Source organism: Streptomyces sp. NPDC001480 (assembly GCF_042894725.1).
GTDB lineage: Bacteria > Actinomycetota > Actinomycetes > Streptomycetales > Streptomycetaceae > Streptomyces.
Genome location: NZ_JBIAVX010000030.1, coordinates 37,329 through 61,736, shown reverse-complemented (window position 1 = coordinate 61,736; position 24,408 = coordinate 37,329). Strand labels below are relative to the sequence as shown.

Sequence of the window (24,408 nt, the reverse complement as noted above, 5' to 3'; positions counted from 1 at the left end):
GTGGGCCCTTGGGCCAATCGGCTTAGCCGCCGCGCCCCCCGATTAACTCGCCCCGGGCACCCACGACAATGCCAAGAAGCGAGCGGCCCCCACGGTCACTCCATACAGGCGCTCACCTCACCCACCCCCTCCCCCACCCCGGTCACGATTGGATTTCGGCCACCCCCTCCCCCTTGCCCCCACCCCGTGTAATCGATTCCAATCCTCCGTACAACGCGGATGTAAACGATTCCACAAGGAGGTGGAGCCGGCGATGGCGAGCATCAAGGACGTCGCCGCCGAGGCGGGGGTTTCCGTCGCCACGGTGTCGCGGGTGCTGAACGACCACCCGTCGGTCAGCGACGACGCACGCACGCGCGTGCTGGCCGCCGTCGAGACGTTGGGCTACCGCCCGAACGCCGTCGCCCGTTCGCTGCGCACCGACCAGACCCGCACCCTCGGCCTGGTCATCAGCGACGTGATGAACCCCTACTTCACCGAACTGGCCCGCTCCGTCGAGGAGGAGGCCCGTGCGCTCGGCTACAGCGTCATCATCGGCAACGCCGACGAGCGGCCGGATCTGCAGGATCACCACGTACGGACGCTGCTCGACCGGCGGATAGACGGGCTCCTCGTCTCCCCCACCGACGGCGGCTCCCCGCTGATGCTGGACGCCGCGCGTGCGGGGACGCCGATGGTCTTCGTGGACCGGTGGATCCCGGGCGTGGACGTGCCCGTCGTACGGGCCGACGGACGGGCCGCCATCCGCGATCTCGTCGCGCATCTGCACGGGCTGGGGCATCGCAAGCTCGCCATCATCGCGGGGCCCGCTGCCACCACCACCGGCAGCGAGCGCGTCGAGGCGTTCAGGGCCGCCATGGCCGAGTACGGGCTTCCCCTCCCGGACGCCTACACAGGCCAGGGCGACTTCCAGGCCGAGAGCGGGCGGCGGGTCACCGAGGGGTTCCTGGATCTTCCGGAGCCGCCGGAGGTCGTGTTCGCCGCCGACAACCTGATGGCCCTGGGCGCACTGGACGCGATCCGCGCGCGCGGGCTGCGCGTGCCGGACGACGTCGCGCTGGCCGCGTTCGACGACATCCCGTGGTTCGTGCACACCGATCCGCCGGTCACGGCGGTCGCCCAGCCCACGGGTGAGCTGGGCCGGGCCGCCGTACGGGCCCTCGTCGACCGTATCGAGGGGCGGCCCCCCGCGTCCGCCACCTTCTCCGCCCGGCTCGTCGTACGCCGCTCGTGCGGCGAGCCTCCCTCCCCAGAAGCCCCAACCCCCCAGTCCCCCTCCCCAGTGCAAAGGAGCACGTCGTGAGCAACCCGGACGAGTTGCTGCGCATCGAGGGCATACGGAAGACCTTCCCGGGCGTGGTCGCGCTGGACGGCGTCGACTTCGATCTGCGCCGGGGCGAGGTGCACGTGCTGCTCGGTGAGAACGGCGCGGGCAAGAGCACCCTCATCAAGATGCTCTCCGGCGCCTACACACCCGATGCCGGGCGGATCCTGGTCGGCGGCGAGGAGGTGCGCATCCACGGTGCGCAGGACTCCGAGCGCCTCGGGATCGCCACCATCTACCAGGAGTTCAACCTCGTACCCGATCTGACGGTCGCCGAGAACATCTTCCTGGGGCGCCAGCCGCGCCGTCTGGGGGTCATCGACCGGAAGCGGATGGAGGCCGACGCCGAGGTGCTGCTCGCGCGCGTGGGCGTGAACGTGTCGCCACGCGCGCGTGTCCGTGAACTCGGCATCGCCCGCCTCCAGATGGTCGAGATCGCCAAGGCCCTCAGTCTGGACGCGCGCGTGCTCATCATGGACGAGCCGACCGCCGTACTCACCTCCGAGGAGGTCGAGAAGCTCTTCGCCATCGTGCGCAAGCTGCGCGAGGACGGGGTCGGGATCGTCTTCATCACCCATCACCTGGAGGAGATCGCCGCGCTCGGCGACCGGGTCACCGTCATCCGTGACGGCAGGTCCGTCGGGCAGATCCCGGCCGACACGCCCGAGGAGGAGCTCGTACGGCTCATGGTGGGGCGGTCCATCGAGCAGCAGTATCCGCGTGAGCGGCCCGTGCAGGGCGAGCAGGGCGAGCAGGGTGAGCGGGGTGAGCGGGGCGCCGCGTTGCTCGCCGTCGAAGGGCTGACGCGGGACGGTGTGTTCCACGACGTGAGCTTCGAGGTGCGCGCCGGTGAGGTCGTCGGTATCGCGGGGCTGGTCGGCGCGGGCCGTACGGAGGTCGTACGGGCCGTGTTCGGCGCCGACCCCTACGACCAGGGCTCCGTGAAGGTCGCGGGGACCGGACTGCGCCGGCACGACGTGGGCGCCGCCATGGCCGCCGGGATCGGGCTCGTGCCCGAGGACCGCAAGGGCCAGGGTCTGGTGCTCGACGCCTCCGTGGCGGAGAACCTCGGCCTGGTGACCATGCGGGCCGCGACCCGGGCCGGGCTGGTCGACCGCAGGGCGCAGCACGCGGCGGCCGAGCGGATCGCCGGGCAGCTGGGTGTGCGGATGGCGGGGCTCGAACAGCACGTGCGGACGCTGTCCGGCGGCAACCAGCAGAAGGTCGTCATCGGCAAGTGGCTGCTCGCCGACACCAAGGTGCTGATCCTCGACGAGCCGACGCGCGGCATCGACGTCGGCGCCAAGGTCGAGATCTACCAGCTCATCAACGAGCTGACGGCCGCCGGTGCCGCCGTCCTGATGATCTCCAGCGACCTGCCCGAGGTCCTCGGCATGAGCGACCGGGTGCTGGTGATGGCCCAGGGGCGGATCGCGGGCGAGCTAGCCGGCGAGGAGGCCTCCCAGGACGCCGTCATGGCGCTCGCCGTCGGCAGTCCTTCTGCCGTCCACAACCCCACCCCCGACGGTTCCACCACCAACCCCACCACGGAAACGGAGGCCAGCCGTGGCCACTGACACGCTCAAGAGCACAACGGGCGCCGGTGGCGCCACGGGCGGCCTGCGTCGGCTGCTCCTCGACAACGGCGCGCTCACCGCGCTGATCGTCCTGGTCATCGCCCTGTCGGCGCTCTCCGGGGACTTCCTGACCACCGCCAACCTGCTGAACGTGGGCGTGCAGGCGGCCGTGACCGCCGTTCTCGCCTTCGGTGTGACCTTCGTGATCGTCTCGGCGGGGATCGACCTGTCGGTCGGGTCGGTGGCGGCGCTGTCGGCCACCGTCCTCGCGTGGAGCGCGACTTCGCACGGTGTGCCGGTCGTCCTGGCGGTCGTGCTGTCCGTCGCCACCGGTATAGCCGCCGGCCTGGTGAACGGCTTCCTGATCGCCTACGGGAAGCTGCCGCCGTTCATCGCGACGCTCGCCATGCTGTCGGTGGCCCGTGGTCTGTCGCTGGTGATCTCCGAGGGCTCCCCGATCCCCTTCCCGGACTCCGTCTCCCACCTCGGCGACACGCTCGGCGGCTGGCTGCCCGTGCCGGTGCTGGTCATGGTGGTCATGGGGCTGGTCGCGGCCTTCGTGCTCGGCCGGACGTACATCGGCCGCTCCATGTACGCGATCGGCGGCAACGAGGAGGCCGCCCGTCTGTCCGGTCTGCGGGTCAAGAAGCAGAAGCTCGCGATCTACGCCTTCTCCGGCCTGTTCGCGGCGGTCGCCGGCGTCGTGCTCGCCGCCCGTCTCTCCTCCGCCCAGCCGCAGGCCGCCGACGGCTACGAGCTGGACGCGATCGCCGCCGTCGTGATCGGCGGGGCCTCGCTGGCAGGCGGTACGGGCAAGGCGTCGGGGACCCTGATCGGCGCGCTGATCCTGGCGGTGCTGCGCAACGGGCTGAACCTGCTCAACGTCTCCGCCTTCTGGCAGCAGGTCGTCATCGGTGTCGTCATCGCGCTGGCGGTGCTGCTGGACACGCTGCGGCGCAAGGCCGGTGCGACCCCGGTGGCCGCCGGTACGGGCGGTGACAAGGGCAAGCAGGCGGGCACGTACGCGCTCGCGGCGGTCGTGACCGTGGCGCTGGTCGGCGCGACCTCCTTCCTGCACAACGGTTCCTCGGCGACGACCAGCCCGAAGATGGGGCTGTCGCTGTCCACCCTCAACAACCCCTTCTTCGTGCAGATCCGGGCGGGCGCGCAGGCCGAGGCGAAGAAGCTGGGCGTGGACCTGACCGTCACGGACGCCCAGAACGACGCCTCCCAGCAGGCCAACCAGTTGCAGAACTTCACCAGTTCGGACCTGGGCGCGATCATCGTCAACCCGGTGGACTCGGACGCCGCGAGCAACTCCGTGAAGGCCGCCGACCAGGCGAAGATCCCGGTCATCGCGGTCGACCGGGGCGTCAACAAGGCGTCGGTGGACGCCCTGGTCGCCTCCGACAACGTCGCCGGCGGTGAGCTCGCCGGCCGGACGATCGGGGAGAAGCTCGGCGGCAAGGGCAAGATCGTGATCCTCCAGGGGCAGGCGGGCACCTCCGCCGCCCGGGAGCGGGCGGAAGGGTTCGCCAAGGGGCTGAAGGCCTTCCCCGGCATCCAGGTGGTGGCCCAGCAGCCCGCCGACTTCGACCGCACCAAGGGGCTCGACGTGATGTCGAACCTGCTCCAGGCCCACCCGGACGTCCAGGGCGTCATCGCCGCCAACGACGAGATGGCCCTCGGTGCCGTGAAGGCGCTGGGTGCCAAGGCCGGCAAGTCGGTCCAGGTCGTCGGCTTCGACGGCACCCCGGACGGTCTGACCGCTGTGAAGAACGGCACGTTGTACGCGTCCGTGGCGCAGCAGCCCAGCCAGCTCGGGAAGATCGCGGTGGACAACGCGCTGCGGGCCGTCCAGGGCAAGAAGGTCGCGGCGACGGTGAAGGTGCCGGTGAAGGTGGTCACGAAGGAGAACGTGGCCGGGTTCAGCGGCTGAGATCGGCGACCGCCCGCCCCAAGTCATCTCTCAGGGAGCTCATTTCATGTACGACTACGACCTCCTGGTCGTGGGATCGGCCAACGCCGACCTGGTGATCGACGTCGAGCGGCGCCCCGGTGCCGGCGAGACGGTGCTCGGTGGCGATCTGGCCGTCCACCCGGGCGGCAAGGGCGCGAACCAGGCGGTCGCGGCAGCCCGGCTCGGGGCCCGTACGGCCCTGCTGGCCCGGGTGGGCGACGACGCGCACGGCCGGCTGCTGCTCGACTCGCAGCGGGCGGCCGGGGTGGACACGGTGGGCGTGCTGGCGGGCGGCGCGCCGACCGGGGTCGCGCTGATCACGGTGGACCCGTCCGGGGACAACAGCATCGTGGTCTCGCCGGGCGCCAACGGCCGTCTGACGCCCGCGGACGTACGGGCCGCGAGCGGCCTCCTCCAGGCCTCCCGGGTGGTCTCGGCGCAGTTGGAGATCCCGCTGGAGACGGTCGTGGAGGTCGTACGGAACCTGCCCGCGGGCAGCCGTTTCGTCCTCAATCCCTCCCCGCCGCGCCCGCTCCCGCCGGAGGTGCTGGCGGCCTGCGATCCGCTGATCGTCAACGAGCACGAGGCGAGGGTGATCCTGGGCGACACCTCCGCGGAGGGCCGTCCGGCTGACTGGGCCCGGCTGCTGCTGGCGAAGGGGCCGCGGTCGGTGGTGGTCACGCTGGGCGCGGAGGGCGCGCTGGTGGCTTCGGCGGAGGGCGTCACGCCGGTCGCGTCGGTGAAGGTGGACGCCGTGGACACCACGGGCGCCGGCGACGCGTTCACCGCGGCGCTGGCCTGGCGGCTGGGTTCGGGGGCCTCGCTCGCCCAGGCGGCGGCCTACGCCGCCCGGGTCGGGGCGGCCGCCGTGACGAAGCGGGGCGCGCAGGAGTCGTTCCCGACGGCGGAGGAGGTCGAGGCCCCGTGAAGAAGGCGGGCATCCTCAACGGTCACCTCGCCGGGGCGCTCGCCGGGCTGGGTCATGGGCACGGCGTGCTCGTGTGCGACGTGGGCATGCCGATTCCCGACGGCCCCCGGGTCGTGGACCTCGCCTTCCGCGCCGGTGTGCCGTCCTTCGCCGAGGTGCTGGAGGGCCTGCTGGCCGAGCTGGTGGTGGAGGGCGCGACCGCGGCGACGGAGGTGCGGGAGGCCAATCCCGCGGCCGCGTCCCTGCTGGAGGGGCACTTCCCGGAGCTGGCCCTGGTCCCGCACGAGCGGCTGAAGGAGCTGTCGGCGGGGGCGCGTCTGGTCGTACGCACGGGGGAGGCCCGGCCGTACGCGAACGTGCTGCTGCGGTGCGGGGTGTTCTTCTGACGGATTCTGACGGATGACGGCCCCCTCGCCACGGGTGCCGGAAGCTTCGAGGGGCCCGGTCTCGTCGACCGGGCCCCTCGGCGTTTCCCCTCCGTGTCAGGCCTCCTCGATCCCCCCGGATCCCCCACCAGAAGCCCTGACGCCAAGTACGACACCGCAGGGACGAGGAGGGTTGCACGGCTTCTCGAGATTTTTTGCCTCGCCCCCTTTTCACGCCCCCGCCGCAATGGATCACGTGTGCGATGTGTCAACATGACGGCCGCCCCGGCCCCTCGTGCCGCAGCGCGAGGCCGGGGCGTGTTCATGCACAGGGAGGGACCGCTTTGAAGAAGTACTTCGTGTTGACCGCCGCTGCCGCCATGGCCGCCGCCACCATCGCCGCCACCCCGGCCTCCGCCGCCACCGATCCGAGGACCGTTCACTTCGGCGGATGGCAGTACGACAGCCCCGGCAGCGACACCCGCTCCAACACGAGCCTGAACAACGAGTGGATCAACATCCACAACGGCACGTCCGCCGCGGTGCAGCTCAAGGGCTGGTCGGTCGAGGACCTGGCGGGGCACCACTACACCTTCCCGTCGTACAAGCTCGGCGCGGGCAAGACGGTCAAGCTGCACACCGGACGGGGCACCAACACCGCCGGTCACCTGTACTGGGGCAGCGGCAACTACATCTGGAACAACACCCAGGACATGGCGTTCCTGTTCAAGCCCAACGGCTACGACTTCCGGTCCTGCTTCGCCGGCCACGACTTCGGCGACCCCAACCCGTACAACTGCCACAACGAGAGCTGATCGCCGACGCCGAGGGGCCCCCATTCGGGTGTGGGGGCCCGTCGGCCGTCATCCCACGACGTGCTCCACGAACCGCGCCGCGGTCTCGGCCAGCACCTCCCGCCCGTCCCGTGCCCACAGCCCGTCGTTGAAGAGTTCCACTTCGATGGGCCCGGTGTAGCCGGCCGCCTCCACGTAACGCTTCCACTCCCTCATGTCGATCGCGCCGTCCCCGATCTGGCCGCGTCCGTTGAGCACGCCCTCGGGCAGGGGGGTGGTCCAGTCGGCGAGCTGGAAGGTGTGGATACGGCCGCCCGCGCCCGCCCGGGCGATCTGTTCGGGGGCGGTGTCGTCCCACCAGATGTGGTACGTGTCGACGGTGACGCCGACCTGGTGGGCGGGGAGGCGTTCCGCGAGGTCGAGGGCCTGGGTGAGGGTGGAGACCACGCAGCGGTCGGAGGCGTACATGGGGTGGAGGGGCTCGATGGCCAGCTTCACTCCGTGGTCCTCGGCGTACGGGCCCAGCTCGGCGAGGGCGTCCGCGATGCGCTCGCGGGCGCCGTGCAGGTCCTTGGAGCCGGCGGGCAGGCCGCCGGAGACCAGGACCAGTACCTCGGTGCCGAGGGCCGCGGCCTCGTCGACGGCGCGGCGGTTGTCGGCCAGGGCCGCCGCCCGCCCCTCGGGGTCGATCGCCGTGAGGAAGCCGCCCCGGCACAGGGTCGTGACGGTGAGGCCCGCGTCGCGGACCAGTTTCGCCGTCGCCTCCAGGCCGTAGGTCTGCACCGGCTCGCGCCACAGGCCGACGTTCGTGACGCCCAGCTCGCGGCAGGCGTCGGCGAGTTCGGGCATCGACAGCTGCTTGACCGTCATCTGGTTGATGGAGAAGCGTTCGAGGCCGTTCGTCGTGCTCACTGGTTCACCCCGTACAGCGACAGCAGGTTCTTCATCCGTTCCTCGGCGAGCTTCGGGTCCGGGAAGAGGCCCAGTCCGTCGGCGAGTTCGTAGGCGCGGGCGAAGTGCGGGAGGGAGCGGGCCGACTGGAGGCCGCCGACCATCGTGAAGTGCCTCTGGTGGCCGGCGAGCCAGGCCAGGAAGACGACACCGGTCTTGTAGAAGCGGGTGGGGGCCTGGAAGAGGTGGCGGGACAGCTCCACCGTGGGGTCGAGGAGGGCGCGGAAGCCGGCCGTGTCCCCGGTGTCCAGCACCCGTACCGCCTCGGCGGCCAGCGGGCCCAGCGGGTCGAAGATGCCGAGCAGGGCGTGGCTGAAGCCCTTCGCGTCGCCCGCGATCAGCTCGGGGTAGTTGAAGTCGTCGCCGGTGTAGCAGCGCACGCCCTGTGGGAGGCGGCGGCGCAGGTCGATCTCGCGCTGGGCGTCCAGGAGGGAGACCTTGATGCCGTCGACCTTGTCCGGGTGGGCGGCGATGACTTCGAGGAAGGTGTCGGTGGCGGCGTCCAGGTCGGAGGAGCCCCAGTAGCCCTCCAGCGCCGGGTCGAACATCGGGCCGAGCCAGTGCAGGACGACCGGTTCGGCGGACTGGCGCAGCAGGTGGCCGTAGACCTCCAGGTAGTCCTCGGGGCCCTGGGCGGCGGCAGCGAGGGCGCGGGAGGCCATCAGGATCGCCTGTGCGCCGGACTCCTCGACGAGGGCGAGTTGCTCCTCGTACGCCGCTCGGATCTCCACGAGAGACCCGCCGGTGATCTGGTCGGTGCCGACCCCGCAGGCGATCCGGCCGCCCACGCTGCGGGCCTCCGCCGCGGACCGGCGGATCAGCTCGGCGGCGCCCGCCCAGTCGAGGCCCATCCCGCGCTGGGCGGTGTCCATCGCCTCGGCGACGCCGAGGCCGTGCGACCACAGGTGGCGGCGGAAGGCGAGGGTGGCGTCCCAGTCGACGGCGGCGGCCGAGTCGGGGGACACATCGGCGTACGGGTCGGCGACGACGTGCGCCGCCGAGAAGACCGTACGGGAGGTGAAGGGGGTGCCGGGGGTGAGGGCGAGCGGCTCGGTGCGCGGCTCGTAGGTCCTCAGGTCCCCGTGGGCGTCGGGCAGTCGGATGGTCACAGCGCGATCTCCGGTACGTCGATGCGGCGGCCCTCGGCGGACGACTTCAGGCCCAGTTCGGCGAGCTGGACGCCACGGGCGCCGGCGAGGAGGTCCCAGTGGTAGGGGGCGTCGGCGTAGACGTGCCTGAGGAACAGCTCCCACTGGGCCTTGAAGCCGTTGTCGAACTCGGCGTTGTCCGGGACCTCCTGCCACTGCTCGCGGAAGACCTCGGTGGCGGGGATGTCGGGGTTCCAGACCGGCTTGGGGGTGGCGGAGCGGTGCTGGGCGCGGCAGTTGCGCAGGCCCGCGACGGCCGATCCTTCCGTGCCGTCCACCTGGAACTCGACCAGTTCGTCGCGGTTGACGCGGACCGCCCAGGAGGAGTTGATCTGGGCGATGGCGCCGCCGTCGAGCTCGAAGATGCCGTAGGCGGCGTCGTCGGCGGTGGCGTCGTAGGGCTTGCCGTTCTCGTCCCAGCGCTGCGGGATGTGGGTGGCGGCGAGGGCCTGGACGGACTTCACGCGGCCGAACAGTTCGTGGAGCACGTACTCCCAGTGCGGGAACATGTCGACGACGATGCCGCCGCCGTCCTCGGCGCGGTAGTTCCAGGAGGGGCGCTGGGCCGGCTGCCAGTCGCCCTCGAACACCCAGTAGCCGAACTCGCCGCGGATGGACAGGATCCGGCCGAAGAACCCGCCGTCGATGAGCCGCTTCAGCTTCAGCAGGCCCGGCAGGAAGATCTTGTCCTGCACGACGCCGTGCTTGATGCCGGCGGCGTTCGCGAGCCGGGCGAGTTCGAGGGCGCCGTCGAGGCCGGTGGCGGTGGGCTTCTCGGTGTAGACGTGCTTGCCCGCGGCGATCGCCTTCTTGATCGACTCCTCGCGGGCGGAGGTGACCTGGGAGTCGAAGTAGATGTCCACGTCCGGGTCGGCGAGGACCGCGTCCACGTCCGTGGAGACGTGCTCCAGGCCGTGCCGTTCGGCGATCTCCCGCAGGGCGTGTTCCCGGCGGCCGATCAGGATCGGTTCGGGCCACAGCACGGTGCCGTCGCCGAGGTCGAGGCCACCCTGTTCGCGCAGGGCGAGGATCGACCGGACGAGGTGCTGGCGGTAGCCCATGCGCCCGGTGACGCCGTTCATGGCGATACGCACCGTCTTGCGTGTCACGTCAGTCCCCTTCATGGGCGTCGGGCGCCCCGGTAAGCAGTCCAGCAAGCGAGTACAGCAAGCGCTTTCTATCCAATGAGAAGCTAGCCTCTGAGCGGGGTTCCGGACAAGGCCTGGTCCACTCCGACTTGTTCGAGGGGGCGAACAAAAGGCTCCGTTGGCCTTATGGTCTGCTCGGCACCTCACGGAACCGTGTCCGTGGGATGGCCTGTCTACGTGGACGTACGACGAATATGCGCGACCGGAGGACGACGAGATGACGGTGACCCTGGCGGACGTGGCGGCCCGCGCCCAGGTCTCGCCCGCGACGGTGTCGCGCGTGCTGAACGGGAACTACCCCGTGGCCGCCTCCACCCGGGAGCGGGTACTGCAGGCCGTGGACGAGCTGGACTACGTCCTCAACGGCCCCGCCAGCGCCCTGGCGGCGGCGACCTCCGACCTCGTCGGCATCCTCGTCAACGACATAGCGGACCCCTTCTTCGGCATCATGGCCGGCGCGATCCAGGGCGAGATCGGCGGCCCCGGCGGACGGGCCGGCGGGGAGCGGCTGGCCGTCGTCTGCAACACCGGCGGCTCCCCCGAGCGCGAGCTGACCTACCTGACCCTGCTCCAGCGGCAGCGCGCCGCGGCCGTGGTGCTCACCGGCGGCGCGGTGGAGGAGGCGCCGCACGCGGCGGCGGTGGCCGCGAAGCTGCGCAAGCTCACGGAGGCCGGGACCCGGGTCGTGCTGTGCGGACGCCCGCCGGCGCCCGACACCCAGGCCGTCGCACTCGCCTTCGACAACCGCGGCGGCGCCCGGCAGCTGACCGAGCACCTCATCGGCCTCGGCCACCGCCGGCTCGGCTACATCGCGGGCCCCGAGGAACGCACCACCACCCGGCACCGGCTGGAGGGCCACCGCGAGGCACTGGCAGCGGCCGGCATCGAGGAGGACCCGCGCTGGACGGTGCACGGCCGCTACGACCGGCGCTCCGGCTACGAGGCGACGCTGGAACTGCTGCGCCGCGACCCCTCCCTGACCGCCGTCGTCGCCGCCAACGACTCCGTCGCCCTCGGCGCCTGCGCGGCCCTGCGGGACTCCGGGCTGCGGATCCCCGCCGAGGTGTCGGTCGCCGGGTTCGACGACCTGCCGTTCAGCATCGACGCGGTACCCGCCCTCACGACGGTACGGCTCCCGCTCGCGGAGGCGGGCGCCCGGGCCGGCCGCATCGCCATGGGGCGGGAGGAGCCGCCGCACGGGGGGATCGCGACGGTCCGGGGGGAGCTGATGGTGCGGGGGTCCACGGCGGTGCCGCGGGGGTGATCCGGGGACGCGAGGACGCTGGTGCTGGGGCTGAGACGGCGTGATCCTCGAATCGCCGGCGGCGACCGTTCCCTGCGCGGACTGCGCGGGTGAGGCCGCGTGGCACGGCGTCCAGGCTCTGGTGGGCGACTCCCTGCGGTGGGACACCGAGGTGGTGTGCCGGGACTGCGGGAGCGCGATGGCCGTCTGCGGCGGGGAGTTGCCGGCCCCACTGCGGGAGCGCATGCTCGCCGAGCACGGACGGACGGTGCTGCGGCTGGAACAGGCCCCTGGGGCGCCGGTGGCACCTGGGGTGCGGGTGGCGGTCATGCGCGTGCTGCGGACGGCGCTGGGGGTCCCGCTCGCCGAGGCCAGGGACCTACTGGAACGCGTCCTGAGCGGGGAGTACGGCGGGACCCTGCCCGAGACGGAATGGCTCGCGCGCAGGCTGCGGGCGGCCGGAGTCGAGGTGGTGGCCGTGCCAGCCGAGAATGGGGGCGCCGGGACCGATGAGTTCTCATCGCCGCCGGGGTCTTGGTTGCCGTAACCGATTGACCGCCCGAGCCGGGCGGTGGAGGAGTGGTTCTGATGCGCGTAGTGGTGACCGAGTTCATCAGTCTGGACGGCGTCGTGCAGGCCCCCGGTGGGCCCGAGGAGGACACCGACGGGGGGTTCGCGCACGGGGGCTGGTCGCACCCGTTCTTCGACCCGGAGGTGATCGGCGGGGCCTTCGCCGCGGGGCTGGAGAAGGCGGAGGCGCTGCTGTACGGGCGGCGCACCTGGCAGTCGATGGCGGCGGCCTGGCCGGAGCGGGCCGGGGACCCGTTCGCGGACCGGTTGAACTCGATGCGCAAGTACGTCGTCTCCGACACCCTCGGGGAGTCCGAGCTGACCTGGGAGAACACTGTCCGGATCCCCGTCGCCGAGGCCCTCGGCCGGGTCCGTGAGCTGCGGGCGGCCGAAGGCGGCGACCTGGCGATGATGGGAAGCCCCACGCTGGTGAGGGCCCTGCTCCAGGAGGGGCTGGTCGACGAACTCCAGCTCGTCGTCATGCCGGTGCTCCTCGGCGGCGGCAAGTCGATCTTCCCGGCGGACGGGGGGAAGCGGACGCTGGAGCTGGTGTCGACGACCACCGCCAAGACCGGAGCGCTGGTGAACGTCTACCGGGCCGCCCCCGCCGAATAGGCAGACGCGGAAAGGGGATCGTGGAACGGGGGGACCGCGGAACGGGGGATCGCCGATCTGCGCGGATCAGGTGAGCGACGGGCGATGCCGGGTAGTGTCCGCCCCATGAAGCTGGCGTTCTCCACCCTCGGTGTCCCCGGCCTGCCCGTACCGGAGGTACTGGCCCTCGCGGCCGAACACGGCTACCACGGCGTCGAGCTGCGCGCGCACCCGGAGGAACCGGTGCACGCGGGCCTCGGCCCCGCCGAACGGGCCGAGGTGGCCGCCGCGTTCAAGGCCTCCGGGATCGAGATCCTGGGCATCGCCGGATACGCGCGCGTCGCCGAGCCCGGGGCGGACGAGCCCGTACTCGGCGAGATCCGGCAGCTCCTCCAGCTCGCCCACGACCTCGGGGCGCCCTTCGTGCGGGTCTTCCCGGGCGCCGCCCCAGACCAGCCCCCCGCCGACGCGGACGCCACGGCCGCCCGGCGGCTGGGCACCGCCGCCGAGGACGCCGGTGCCCTCGGCGTCCGGATCCTGCTGGAGACCCACGACTCGCACCGCACCGGCGCCGACGCGATCCGCGTCCTCGGTCCCGTCGGCCACCGCCAGGTCGGCGCGCTGTGGGACGTGATGCACACCTGGCTGGGCGGCGAACAGCCCTCGGAGACGTACGCGGCGCTCTTCCCGCACCTCGGATACGTCCAGGTCAAGGACATCGCCTCGGCCGAGGACACCACTCCGCTGCCGCTCGGCGCCGGCGTGCTGCCGCTCACCGAGTGCGTGGAGGTGCTCTCCCGGCACGGCTGGGACGGCTGGCTGTGCTGGGAGTACGAAAAGCGGTGGTACGAGTCCGCCGCCCCGCTCCCCGGACTGCTGGACGCGGGCCGCGAGCACCTCGTACGGCTGCTGAGCGACTCGGCGTAGGGGCCCACGCCCTCGCGGCGGGCGGGTTCAGCCCGGCGCGGTCAGTCCGTAGCGGCGGGCCAGCGCGGCCACCGCCTCCGTGACCGCCTGCCGCAGCCCGGGCGGGCCGAGCACCTCCGCCTCCGGGCCGAGCCGCAGCAGGTCGGTGACCGCGACGGCCTGGGTCTCGACCGGCATCTCCACCTCGACCCAGCCCTCGCCGTCGGGCGGCCCGGCACCGTCCAGGGCCTGCCTGCCCAGCGCCCCGAACTGCATCGGCAGCAGCCGCTGGGCCCGGGGTGAGATCCGCAGGCGCGCGGTGTCCGCGTGGAGCGCCTGCTCCAGGTTCCGGGAGGACTCCGCCCAGTGGGCGGCCAGATCGAATCCGGCGGGGCGTTCGAAGGTGTCGGCCGTCAGGTCGACGGTCACGAACCGGGACATCCGGTAGGTCCGTACGGCCCCCACGGCCGCGTTCCGTGCGTCCGCCAGTGCCACCAGGTACCAGTTGCCCCCCTTGAGCACGAGCCCCAGGGGCCGCAGTTCGCGCCGCACCTCCCCGCGCCAGCGGCGGTAGTGCGCGTGCAGCACCCGCTGTTCCCACACCGCCCGGGCCACCGGCTCCAGGTACGGGACCGGGTCGGCGTCCCGGAACCAGGCCGGGGTGTCGAGGTGGAAGCGTTCCTGGACGCGCCGGGTGCGGTCGGCGAGTTCGGCCGGAAGGGCCGCGCGCAGCTTCAGCTGGGCGGTGGCGAGGACGGCGCCGAGGCCCAGGTCCCGCGCCGGCCCGGGTGCGCCGGCGAGGAAGAGGGCGTCGGCCTCGGCGTCGGTGAGGCCGGTCAGCCGGGTGCGGTAGCCGTCCATGAGGCGGTAGCCGCCGGCGGGGCCGCGGTCGGAGAGGACCGGCACGCCCGAGGCGCCCAGTGCCTCGATGTCCCGGTAGACCGTGCGGACCGACACCTCCAGCTCCGCGGCGAGTTCGGGCGCGGTCATCCGGCCGCGGTTCTGGAGCAGCAGGAGCAGGCAGAGGAGCCGGTCGGCGCGCATGGCGGCATTCTCCCGGTACCTGACAGAAGGTGTCAGGTACGGCGGCCAGGCTGGGGCGGGCACCGCACGGCGCCCCAGCGAAAGGACCCGCATGCCCACGCACACCACCGGTGACATCTCCTACGCCGACTGGAAGGAGAACCCGGCCGGCCCGCAGGAGCCCCTCCCGCGGCTCGCCCACGCCTCCGTCACCAACGCCTTCACCGGCGGCATCGAGGCGGCCGGCACGACCTGCGAGTACACGATCGTCTACACCACCGGGAAGACCGGGACGTTCACCGGCATGGAGCTGCTGGCGGGGCGGCTCGACGGGCGGGCGGGGAGCTTCGTGCTGGAGGAGCGCGGGGCGTTCGAGGCCGACGGCTCGGTGCGCTGTTCCTTCGAGGTGGTGCCGGGGTCCGGCACCGGGGAGCTGGCCGGGCTGCGCGGCACCGGAACCTTCACCTACCGACCCGGCGAGACACCCTTCCCGTACTCCTTCGACTACGACCTGGACTGAGTGGGAACCCACCCCGGCCCCGCCCCGTCCAACCCGCGAACTGCCGGACGAGTCCACGCGGTGCGGTGTCGGCCCTCGCTGCTGGCTGCGATCGCTGACCACCCTCTCCGCCGCACCGCGCCCGGCAGCACACCGCCATCGGCGCGCCCCCTCCAACTGCGCCGATGGCGGCCCCCTTCCGGGGCCACGCGCTGTGCGTTCCCTTGACTGGCAGAAACTTCCCGGATATGGGTGACTTCTCGGAAGTTTCCTTCAGTGGACCGGAAGGAGCGCACGTGCACCACACCGGCACGGGAAGCACCGCACGCCCCTCCAGACGTACCGTCCTCGCCGCGACCGCCGGCCTCACCGCCGCCGCGACCGTCAGCGGCACCGCGCACGCCGCAGCGCAGGACAAGAAGCCCGACGACCAGAGGCTCCACGCGCTCATCTCCCGCATGACGCTGGAGGAGAAGGTCGGTCAGCTCTTCGTGATGCGGGTGTACGGCCACTCGGCCACCGCCCCCGACCAGGCCGACATCGACGCCAACCTCAAGGAGCTCGGCGTACGGACGGCCGCCGAGCTGATCGCCAGGTACCGGGTCGGCGGCATCATCTACTTCACCTGGGCGCACAACACCCGGGACCCCCGTCAGATCGCGGACCTGTCCAACGGCATCCAGCAGGCCTCGCTGGGCCAGTCCCGCGGGCTGCCGGTGCTCATCAGCACCGATCAGGAGCACGGTGCCGTGTGCCGTGTCGGCAAGCCCGCGACGCTGTTCCCGGGCGCGATGGCGATCGGCGCCGGCGGCTCCCGTACCGACGCCCGCACCCTCGGCCGGATCTCCGGGGCGGAGCTGCGCGCGCTGGGCATCCGCCAGGACTACTCCCCCGACGCGGACGTGAACGTCAACCCGGCCAACCCGGTCATCGGCGTGCGGTCCTTCGGCGCCGATCCTCAGGCCGCGGCCGATCTGGTGGCGGCCGAGGTGAGGGGGTACCAGGCGGCCGGGGTGGCGGCGACCGCCAAGCACTTCCCGGGGCACGGGGACACCGCCGTGGACAGCCACTTCGGCTTTCCGGTGATCACGCACAGCCGTGAGCTGTGGGAGAAGCTGGACGCGGTGCCGTTCCGGGCGGCGATCCGGGCGGGCATCGACTCGGTGATGACCGCGCACATCCAGTTCCCGGCCCTCGACGACTCCGGTGACCCGGCGACCCTGTCCCACCCCGTCCTCACCGGCATCCTGCGCGGGGAACTCGGCTACGACGGGGTCGTGGTCACCGACTCCCTCGGCATGCAGGGTGTCCGCACCAAGTACGGGGACGACCGGGTGCCGGTGCTCGCGCTGAAGGCGGGCGTCGACCAGCTGCTCAACCCGCCGTCCATCGACGTGGCGTTCAAGGCCGTGCTCGCGGCGGTCCGGGAGGGTGAGCTGACCGAGGCGCGGCTGGACGAATCGATCCTGCGGATTCTGCGGCTGAAGGCGAAGCTGGGGCTGCTGGACCGGCCGTACGTCAGCACGGACGATGTGGACCGCACCGTCGGCACCCCGCGGCACCTGAGGGCCGCAGCCCGCATCGCCGAACGCACCACCACGCTCCTGGTCAACGAGGGCGGACTGCTCCCGCTGTCCCGGCGCACCCACCCCAGGCTGCTGGTGGTGGGCGCCGACCCGGCCTCCCCGTCCGGCACCACGGGCCCGCCCACCGGAGTGCTGGCCGCCGCCCTGACCGAGCTGGGCTTCACGGCCACGGCCCTGTCGACGGGCACGGCTCCCTCGGACGCCGCCGTCGCCCAGGCGGTGAGGGCCGCGCAGGACGTGGACGCGGTGGTCGTGGCGACGTACAACGTCACGGCGAGCAGTGGTCAGAAGACGCTCGTGGACCGGCTCGTCGGGACGGGCAGGCCGGTGGTGGCGGTCGCGGTCCGCAACCCGTACGACATCGCCGTGCTCCCCGCCGTCGGGTCGTACCTGGCGACGTACTCCTGGACGGACGTCGAACTGCGTGCCGCCGCCCGGGTGATCACCGGGCAGGTCCGGCCGCGCGGGAAACTGCCGGTGCCGGTGCAGCGGGCGGACGATCCGACACAGGTGCTGTATCCCATCGGGCACGGGCTGACGTACTAGACGTACGTCACGCAAGGTGCGTAACGCCCACAAAGGGCGGAAAGCCTCCGATACGCCTGGCGTGGCCTGTCGCCGCGGGTCACGCTGGTCGAGGTGTCTGGGGGGATGGCGATGCGCGCGAGGCGTTTGGTGGGGCTGGTGTGCGGGCTGTGCGCACTGCCCCTGGCCCTGCTGACGGGCTGCCAGGACGCCCCGGGGCCCGCCGCGGACGGCACCCCGGCCGGGGCGGCCACACCCACCCCGACCACCGGCTACGGCGCCGAGTTCCTCGGCATGGGCGAGTGCAGCTCCTTCGGGACCACCAGCTTCACCGAGGTGCCGTGCGCCGGCGAGCGGGCGGCGGCCCGGGTCGTCGCCCGCTACGACGGCACCGCGGCCGACGGCCCGTTGTGCCCGCCGACCACCGACTTCGTGCTGCACATCAGCGCCCAGAGCCCGTCCGCCGGCGAGGACGGCGACGGCAGCATCCCCCAGGGCTACGCCTGCATGCGCGACCTCGAACCCCCGCACCCCGGCGATCCCGGGGGCGGAGGCGGCCCCCGCACCATCCCCGGCGACTGCGTCTACGGCTCCGGCAGTGACCAGGTCCGCGAGACACCCTGCGACGGCTCGGGCGCACGGAAACCCCAGTACAAGGTCATCAAGGCGGTGGCGACCCGCGGCCGGTGCCCCGCGTCCACCGCCCTCTACGTCCAGCTCGGCGGCCGGAACCCGGTGGGGTGCGCGCGGCGGGTGTGACGGGACGGGGGGGCGGCCTCAGCGGTTCAGCACAGGATCCAGCCCGAGCTCACCGAGCCGCGGCTCACCGAGCCCTTGATCCACACGCAGCGGTGGCCGGCGTGCACCGTCACCGGGCCCGCCAGGTGGGCGTAGCGGCCCCTGTCGACGACGGGACGGTTGCCGCGGGCCTGCACACTGACCGACATCGCGCGCTTGGCGCCGGCCTTCTTGGGGACGGTGACCGCGCAGACGTAGCCGTTGCGCTTGTAGACGTGCACGCTGCCGGTGGAGAAGGGCAGGGTTCTCACCTCGCGCCCGGCGCAGGACGTCTGCGTCGCCGCCTGGGCGCTGCCCGGCGCCGCGAGCGCGAACACCCCGGATGCGGCCAGGACGGCCGTGCCGAGCGCCAGGCGCCGGCGTATCGCACCACTGTCCACTGTGGTCCCTCCCGTACATCGGTCATGCACCAGCCATGAACGTACTGATGTACGGACGCACGACATATGTCGGATGGTTGCACGACCGTCAGCGGGACACCCCGACCGGCTCCTCCGGCTCGGCCTGGCCGATGAACGTCCGCCACAGTTCGGCGTACCGGCCGTCCCGGGCGAGCAGTTCCTCGTGGGTGCCGTCCTCGGCGACGCGGCCGTGGTCCATCACCACGACCCGGTCGGCGCGGGCGGCGGTGGTCAGGCGGTGGGCGACGACGAGGGTGGTGCGGCGGCCCGTCAGGCGGTCCGTCGCCTGGTTGACCTGGGCCTCGGTGGCGAGGTCGAGGGCCGCGGTGGCCTCGTCGAGGAGCAGGATGTCGGGGTCGACCAGTTCGGCGCGGGCGAGGGCGATGAGCTGGCGCTGGCCCGCCGAGAGGTTGCGGCCGCGTTCGGCGACCTCGTGCAGGTAGCCGCCGTCGAGCGTGGCGATCATGTCGTGGGCGCCGACCGCCCGGGCCGCGGCCTCCACCTCGGCGTCGGTGGCGTCGGGGCGGCCGTAGGCGATGGCGTCGCGGACGGTGCCCTGGAAGAGGTACGCCTCCTGGGGGACCACGCCGAGGCGGTGGCGGTACGAGGTCAGGTCCAGGGCGCGCAGGTCGGTGCCGTCGACCGTCACCCGGCCGCGGGTGGGGTCGTAGAACCGTGCCACCAGCTTCACCAGGGTCGACTTGCCCGCTCCGGTCTCGCCGACGAAGGCGACGGTCTGGCCGGCGGAGATGGTGAGGTCGATGCCGCCCAGCGCCTCCTCACCGTCGCCGTAGGCGAAGTGCACGTCCTCGAAGGCGATGTCCCCCTGGAGCGAGGGCACCTCCAGCGGTTTCTCGGCGGACCGGGTGGACGTCGGCTCCTGGAGGAGTTCCTGGATGCGGCCCAGCGACACCGTCGCCTGCTGGTAGCCGTCGAAGACCTGGGAGAGCTGCTGGACGGGGGCGAAGAACAGGTCGATGTAGAGCAGGTAGGCGACGAGCGCGCCGGTCGTCAGCGTGGCCGCCTCGATCCGGCCCGCGCCCGCGATCAGCACGGAGGCCGCGGCGACCGAGGACAGCAGCTGGACGAAGGGGAAGTAGACGGATATCAGCCACTGGCCGCGGATGCGGGCGCTCCGGTAGCTGTCGCTGCGTTCGGCGAACCGGCGCCCGCCGTCCCGCTCGCGCCGGAAGGCCTGCACGATCCGCAGCCCGGACACCGACTCCTGCAGGTCGGCGTTGACCACCGACACGCGCTCACGGGCGAGTTCGTAGGCCTTCACGCTCGCCCGGCGGAAGAAGTACGTGGCGACGATCAGCGGGGGCAGGGTCGCGAAGACGACCAGCGCGAGCTGTACGTCGATGACCAGCAGGGCGACCATGATGCCGAAGAAGGTGACGACCGAGACGAACGCCGTGACCAGGCCCGTCTGGAGGAAGGTGGACAGGGCGTCGACGTCCGTCGTCATCCGGGTCATGATCCGGCCGGTCAGCTCCCGCTCGTAGTAGTCGAGGCCGAGGCGCTGGAGCTGGGCGAAGATCTTCAGGCGCAGGGAGTACAGGACGCGCTCGCCGGTGCGGCCGGTCATCCGGGTCTCGCCGATCTGCGCGGCCCACTGCACGAGTACGGCGAGCAGGGCGAGCAGGGAGGCCGACCACACGGCGCCGAGGGCCACCCGGTTGACGCCCTGGTCGATGCCGTGCCGGATCAGGACCGGCAGCGCCAGGCCCATGCCGGCGTCCACGGCGACCAGCAGCAGGCTGACGAGGAGGGGCGGGCCGAAGCCGCGCAGCAGGCGTCGCAGGCCGTAGGAGGCCTCCGGGCGGACCGCCCGCGCCTCGTCGATGTCGGGGGTGTCGGTGGCCGGGGGCAGCGCCTCTACCTGGGCGAGGAGCTCCGGGGTGGCCGGGGTGCCGGCGAGTGCGGTGTCCTTGGGCTCGCGGTCGCCGGTCCACAGGCGGGGGGTGACGCCCCGCTCGACGTCGAACTCGGCGTCGAGTTCGTCGCGCAGGGAGGTGTCCTCCTCGGGCGCGGCGGGCTGGGCGTGGCCCGGGGAGACGCCGCCCAGTTCGTCCGGGTCGGTGAGCAGGCTGCGGTAGAGGGCGGAACGTTCCTGTAGTTCCTCGTGGGTGCCGATGTCGGCGAGACGGCCGCCGTCGAGGACGGCGATGCGGTCGGCGAGGTTGAGCGTGGAACGGCGGTGTGCGATCAGCAGCGTCGTCCGGCCGCGCATCACCTGCTTCAGCGCCTCGTGGATCTCGTGCTCGACGCGGGCGTCCACGGCGGAGGTCGCGTCGTCCAGGACGAGCAGCCGGGGGTCGGTGAGGATCGCGCGGGCGAGCGCGACGCGCTGGCGCTGGCCGCCGGAGAGGGTCAGGCCGTGCTCGCCGACCTTGGTGTCGTAGCCGTCGGGCAGCTCGGTGATGAACCGGTCGGCCTGGGCGGCGCGGGCGGCGGCCTCGATCTCTTCCTGGGTGGCATCGGGTCGGCCGTACGCGATGTTGTTGCGGACGCTGTCAGAGAACAGGAAGGAGTCCTCGGGCACCAGGCCGATCGCGGCCCGCAGCGAGTCGAAGGTCAGCTCGCGCACGTCGTGGCCGCCGATCAGGACGGCGCCGTGGGTGACGTCGTAGAAGCGCGGCAGCAGCAGGGAGACCGTGGACTTGCCGGAGCCGGAGGAGCCGACGAAGGCGAGGGTCTCGCCGGGGCGGATCTCGAAGCTCAGGCCCTGGAGCACGGGGCTGGTCCGGCCGGAGGCGTGGGCGTAGCCGAAGGACACGTCGTCGAACTCGACGGTCGCGGGGGCGTCGGCGGGGAGGGTCTTGGTGCCTTCCTTGATCGACGGCTCGGTGTCGATCAGCTCCAGTACCCGCTCGGTGCCCGCGCGGGCCTGCTGGCCGATGGTGAGGACCACGGCGAGCATCCGGACCGGGCCGACGAGCTGCGCGAGGTAGGCGGAGAAGGCGACGAAGGTGCCGAGCGTGATGTGGCCGCGTACGGCCAGCCAGCCGCCCAGCGCCAGCATGGCGACCTGGCCGAGCGCGGGGACGGCCTGGAGGGCCGGGGTGTACTTGCTGTTCAGACGGATGGTGCGCAGACGTCCGGCGAAGAGGCGGCGGCCGACCTCACGCAGCTTTCCGGTCTCCTGCTCCTCCTGCCCGAAGCCCTTGACCACGCGTACGCCGCTGACCGAGCCGTCGACCACGCCCGCGACGGCGGCGGCCTGGGCCTGCGCGTACCAGGTGGCGGGGTGCAGTTTGGAGCGGCTGCGCTTGGCTATCCAGCCGAGCGCGGGGGCGACCGCGATGGCGACCAGGGTCAGCGGCAGCGACAGCCAGGCCATGATCACCAGGGAGATCAGGAAGAGCAGGACGTTGCCGATGGTCATCGGCAACATGAAGAGCAGGCCCTGGATCAGCTGGAGGTCGCTGGTGGCCCGGCCGACCACCTGTCCGGTGGACAGCTCGTCCTGGCGGCGGCCGTCGAGGCGGGTGATCGTCCCGTACATCTCGGTCCGCAGGTCGTACTGGACGTCGAGGGCGAGGCGGCCGCCGTAGTAGCGGCGGACGTAGGTCGAGGCGTAGACGAGGAGCGCGGCCGCGATGAGGGCGCCCGCCCAGGGGGCCATGCGCCGGCTGTGGTCGCCGATCACGTCGTCGATGATGACCTTGGTGACCAGCGGCACCACCGCCATGACGGCCATGCCGGCGAGCGAGGCGCCGAGGGCGAGGACGACGTCCTTCGGATACCGCCACGCGTATCCGGCCAGTCGACGTGCCCATCCCCGTTGCGGTGTCACGCGGTGCCCTCCGTTGATCCGGTCCGGTCCTGATCCGGTCCTGGTCTACGGAAGGCACCAACGCGAAAAGAAGCGGATTTCATCCCTCCGCAACAAAACAACAGCGGGAACCGGACATGTCAGACACGTACCCGCAGGTATCAGATACGTACCCGCAGGTAGTAGAAGCGGGTCGTCTGCGCCGTGTTCTGGTTGTCGTCGCTCACCAGCAATACCTTCAGCCGGCCGTGCGCCCGGCCCGTGACCGTCATGCCCTCGATGTTGTCGAGGAGGGGGTTGGGCTGGGGCTGCTTGGCGGTGGCGCCCAGGGCGGGGCAGGTGGCGATGTCGGTGAGCAGGGTCTTCCTGATCAGGTGGACGCCCGCCTGACCGGTCAGGTTCTCGATGCCGCTGGTGTCGGTGGCGTGCCGCGGGTCGGCCAGGTAGAGGCGGACCGTGTTGCCGACGCCGGGGGTGAAGCCGCGCTCCAGGACCAGCAGGCGGCCGTCCGGCGTCGCCTGGACCTCGGGGACGCCGAGGCCGGAGTCGGTGCGGTAGGCGTACTGGGCGCCGAGCCTGAAGTGGTCGCCCTTCGTCCGCTGCCAGGTCTGGAAGCGGACGGTGCCGGCGGTGTCGCCGGAGATCGAGTACTCCATGGACGCCAGCAGGGTGTGGCCGCCGGGCAGGAGGGTCAGGCCCTCGAAGGTCTGGTTCGACGTGGCCCGGCCGGCCGGCGCGACGAGGAGGGAGGGCGGGACCGGGAGGCGGTCGAGGACATGGCCGTCGCGGGAGTAGCGGCGGACGGACGGCTCGGTCTCGGAGGTGATCAGCCGGGTGCCGTCCCCGTCGATGACCAGGCCCTCGGAGTCGAGGACGGTCCCGTTCTCGTCGGCGAGCGGGACGAGGGCCTTCGGCGCGAGGGTCTTCGCGTCCAGGGAGAACAGGGACGAGCGGTCGGAGAGGGCGGCGAGGGTGCCGTCGCGGTCCGTGGCGAGGGCGGAGAAGTTGCCGACGAAGTCGCCCTGGTACCTGGTCTTGTCGAGCGCGTCGGAGAAGCGGTCGATCGAGACGGCGGGCGAACAGGCGTGGTCCGCGGCGGTGTTGGTCCGAGCCGCGTCGGCGGGCCCGGCGACGGCCAGACAAGTGGCCGCCGCCAGGCCGGCAGTGAGGGTGACGAGTACGGTTCTCAGGCGCATGGGCGTCACCGTAGAACGGTCCGGTGGCCTGCGGGAGACCGCCTCGTGAAGCGTCAGCCCTGTTCCGGAACCGCCACGAACGCCTCGCGGGGCGTGCTGGTCGGGGTGTAGGTCGCCGTGCCCGACGTGGTCGGCACCAGGTCCTTGTGGATGGCCTTGGCCACGTTCTGGATGGTGGCGACGCCGTAGTCCATGGTGCTGTTGTCCTGCGTCAGCACGCTGATCATGTAGTCGTGTCCGGCGCCGTTGAAGGTGCCGAGGCTGTGCACCCGCCAGCCGTGCGTGGAGCGTTGCAGCCAGCCGTTCTTGACGTGCACGGAGACGGTCGACGGCGCCCCGGCGGGCGTGCCCCAGCGCTGCGAGGAGACGACCTGGCCCATGAGCTTCAGGATGTAGGCGCGGGAGTTGTCGCTCAGCACGGTGTTCTTGGCGGTGACGAGCCCCAGCAGCTTCTGCTCGTCGGTCACGTTCTCCTGGGTCAGACCCCAGTAGCCGTCCGCGCCCGGCGTGGTCTTGGTCATCCCGGCGGCGGCCAGGAAGCCCTTGATCTTCGTCAGCCCCAGCTGCTTCCACAGCTTGCTGGTCGCGGCGTTGTCCGACTGCGTGATCATGGCCTTGGCGAGCGACTGCTCGGTGCTCGTCAGATACCGGTTGTGCTTCTTCGCGTCCCACAACAGCGTGGCGAGCACGGTGACCTTGACGGTGCTGGCCGAGTCGTAGGACGTGGTCGGGCGCAGCGTGCAGGTCGTCTTGGTGGAGCGGTCGTAGAGCCCGACGGCGACGGTGCCCCTGCGGTTCGCGAGGGCCGCCGTGATGTCCTTCTTCAACTTGTCGGCCAGGCCCGCCTTCGCGGACGTGCAACTGACCGTGGGGGTCGTCGCGGCGGCCGGGGTCGCGGCGACGACCCCCGGTATGAGTACCGCGGCGCCGACGGCGGCCGCCAGCACCCTGGCCCTCCTGGAAGTCCTGTGAGTCATGCCCCAGATGACTCACAGATTCGAGTGAATGGTTGTACGAGCGCAGCTGATCATCAGGCAAAGGCTGTACAAGGAGTTGCCCAACGGGCATTACCGCGCCCAGTGCGTATTCACAGC

Annotated in this window: 21 protein-coding genes; 13 read left to right on the top strand and 8 right to left on the bottom strand. The window is 71.9% G+C overall.

Annotated features, from left to right (window positions below):
* The first annotated feature begins 253 nt into the window (after positions 1-253).
* From ACFY01_RS42850 to ACFY01_RS42825, 6 genes are all read left to right on the top strand, one after another.
* Positions 254-1,303, top strand: a complete 1,050-nt coding sequence (locus ACFY01_RS42850) for a LacI family DNA-binding transcriptional regulator (protein ID WP_390741191.1) — start codon at positions 254-256, stop codon at positions 1,301-1,303.
* On the top strand, positions 1,300-2,901 hold the full coding sequence (locus ACFY01_RS42845; protein ID WP_390741190.1) for a sugar ABC transporter ATP-binding protein: 1,602 nt from the start codon (positions 1,300-1,302) through the stop codon (positions 2,899-2,901). The genes ACFY01_RS42850 and ACFY01_RS42845 overlap by 4 nt, the downstream gene beginning before the upstream one ends.
* On the top strand, positions 2,891-4,840 hold the full coding sequence (locus tag ACFY01_RS42840) for a substrate-binding domain-containing protein (protein ID WP_390741189.1): 1,950 nt from the start codon (positions 2,891-2,893) through the stop codon (positions 4,838-4,840). Before ACFY01_RS42845 ends, ACFY01_RS42840 begins: the two co-directional genes overlap by 11 nt.
* Before the next feature lie 46 nt (positions 4,841-4,886).
* Positions 4,887-5,789: a ribokinase gene (locus tag ACFY01_RS42835; protein WP_390741188.1), complete on the top strand. Its 903-nt coding sequence runs from the start codon at positions 4,887-4,889 to the stop codon at positions 5,787-5,789.
* Positions 5,786-6,175 carry a D-ribose pyranase gene (rbsD, locus tag ACFY01_RS42830; protein ID WP_390741187.1) on the top strand — a complete coding sequence of 130 codons (390 nt, stop codon included), beginning with the start codon at positions 5,786-5,788 and terminating at the stop codon, positions 6,173-6,175. The genes ACFY01_RS42835 and rbsD overlap by 4 nt, the downstream gene beginning before the upstream one ends.
* Positions 6,176-6,534: 359 nt before the next feature.
* The gene (locus ACFY01_RS42825; protein ID WP_390741194.1) at positions 6,535-6,969 is read left to right on the top strand and encodes a lamin tail domain-containing protein; all 435 of its coding nucleotides are present in this window, start codon (positions 6,535-6,537) and stop codon (positions 6,967-6,969) included.
* A 48-nt stretch (positions 6,970-7,017) separates the two neighbouring features.
* On the opposite strand, the gene ACFY01_RS42820 is transcribed toward ACFY01_RS42825, so the two are convergent.
* The 3 genes from ACFY01_RS42820 to ACFY01_RS42810 are packed head-to-tail and all read right to left on the bottom strand — an operon-like array spanning position 7,018 to position 10,156.
* Positions 7,018-7,818, bottom strand: coding sequence for a sugar phosphate isomerase/epimerase family protein (locus ACFY01_RS42820; protein ID WP_390741193.1), 801 nt, complete (start codon positions 7,816-7,818; stop codon positions 7,018-7,020).
* 38 nt (positions 7,819-7,856) lie between these two features.
* Complete coding sequence (locus ACFY01_RS42815; RefSeq protein WP_390741186.1) at positions 7,857-9,008, bottom strand: dihydrodipicolinate synthase family protein; 1,152 nt, start codon at positions 9,006-9,008, stop codon at positions 7,857-7,859.
* Complete coding sequence (locus ACFY01_RS42810; RefSeq protein ID WP_390741185.1) at positions 9,005-10,156, bottom strand: Gfo/Idh/MocA family protein; 1,152 nt, start codon at positions 10,154-10,156, stop codon at positions 9,005-9,007. The genes ACFY01_RS42815 and ACFY01_RS42810 overlap by 4 nt, the downstream gene beginning before the upstream one ends.
* A gap of 256 nt (positions 10,157-10,412) precedes the next feature.
* Between ACFY01_RS42810 and ACFY01_RS42805 the strand changes: the two genes are divergently transcribed.
* The 4 genes from ACFY01_RS42805 (at position 10,413) to ACFY01_RS42790 (ending at position 13,529) form a co-directional block, all read left to right on the top strand.
* Positions 10,413-11,459 carry a LacI family DNA-binding transcriptional regulator gene (locus ACFY01_RS42805; protein WP_390741184.1) on the top strand — a complete coding sequence of 349 codons (1,047 nt, stop codon included), beginning with the start codon at positions 10,413-10,415 and terminating at the stop codon, positions 11,457-11,459.
* 40 nt (positions 11,460-11,499) lie between these two features.
* Positions 11,500-11,985, top strand: coding sequence for a hypothetical protein (locus ACFY01_RS42800; protein ID WP_390741183.1), 486 nt, complete (start codon positions 11,500-11,502; stop codon positions 11,983-11,985).
* 41 nt (positions 11,986-12,026) lie between these two features.
* The gene (locus ACFY01_RS42795) at positions 12,027-12,623 is read left to right on the top strand and encodes a dihydrofolate reductase family protein (RefSeq protein WP_390741182.1); all 597 of its coding nucleotides are present in this window, start codon (positions 12,027-12,029) and stop codon (positions 12,621-12,623) included.
* 105 nt (positions 12,624-12,728) lie between these two features.
* Positions 12,729-13,529, top strand: coding sequence for a sugar phosphate isomerase/epimerase family protein (locus ACFY01_RS42790; protein WP_390741181.1), 801 nt, complete (start codon positions 12,729-12,731; stop codon positions 13,527-13,529).
* A 27-nt stretch (positions 13,530-13,556) separates the two neighbouring features.
* Here ACFY01_RS42790 and ACFY01_RS42785 read toward each other — a convergent pair whose 3' ends face one another.
* Entirely contained in the window at positions 13,557-14,552 is a 996-nt protein-coding gene (locus ACFY01_RS42785; RefSeq protein ID WP_390741180.1) for a helix-turn-helix transcriptional regulator, read from the bottom strand.
* 91 nt (positions 14,553-14,643) lie between these two features.
* Between ACFY01_RS42785 and ACFY01_RS42780 the strand changes: the two genes are divergently transcribed.
* From ACFY01_RS42780 to ACFY01_RS42770, 3 genes are all read left to right on the top strand, one after another.
* The gene (locus ACFY01_RS42780; protein ID WP_390741179.1) at positions 14,644-15,051 is read left to right on the top strand and encodes a DUF3224 domain-containing protein; all 408 of its coding nucleotides are present in this window, start codon (positions 14,644-14,646) and stop codon (positions 15,049-15,051) included.
* A 275-nt stretch (positions 15,052-15,326) separates the two neighbouring features.
* Positions 15,327-17,162 carry a glycoside hydrolase family 3 protein gene (locus ACFY01_RS42775; protein ID WP_390741178.1) on the top strand — a complete coding sequence of 612 codons (1,836 nt, stop codon included), beginning with the start codon at positions 15,327-15,329 and terminating at the stop codon, positions 17,160-17,162.
* Between the two features lie 111 nt (positions 17,163-17,273).
* Entirely contained in the window at positions 17,274-17,900 is a 627-nt protein-coding gene (locus tag ACFY01_RS42770; protein WP_390741177.1) for a hypothetical protein, read from the top strand.
* 26 nt (positions 17,901-17,926) lie between these two features.
* Here the strand turns inward: ACFY01_RS42770 and ACFY01_RS42765 are convergent, their stop codons facing one another.
* The 4 genes from ACFY01_RS42765 to ACFY01_RS42750 form a co-directional block, all read right to left on the bottom strand.
* Positions 17,927-18,319, bottom strand: a complete 393-nt coding sequence (locus ACFY01_RS42765) for a hypothetical protein (protein WP_390741176.1) — start codon at positions 18,317-18,319, stop codon at positions 17,927-17,929.
* Between the two features lie 88 nt (positions 18,320-18,407).
* Positions 18,408-22,139: an ABC transporter ATP-binding protein gene (locus ACFY01_RS42760; RefSeq protein WP_390741175.1), complete on the bottom strand. Its 3,732-nt coding sequence runs from the start codon at positions 22,137-22,139 to the stop codon at positions 18,408-18,410.
* 140 nt (positions 22,140-22,279) lie between these two features.
* Entirely contained in the window at positions 22,280-23,314 is a 1,035-nt protein-coding gene (locus ACFY01_RS42755) for an esterase-like activity of phytase family protein (protein WP_390741174.1), read from the bottom strand.
* 53 nt (positions 23,315-23,367) lie between these two features.
* Positions 23,368-24,291 (bottom strand): serine hydrolase, encoded by a 924-nt coding sequence (locus ACFY01_RS42750; RefSeq protein WP_390741173.1) that lies wholly within the window; start codon positions 24,289-24,291, stop codon positions 23,368-23,370.
* Positions 24,292-24,408: the final 117 nt, after the last annotated feature.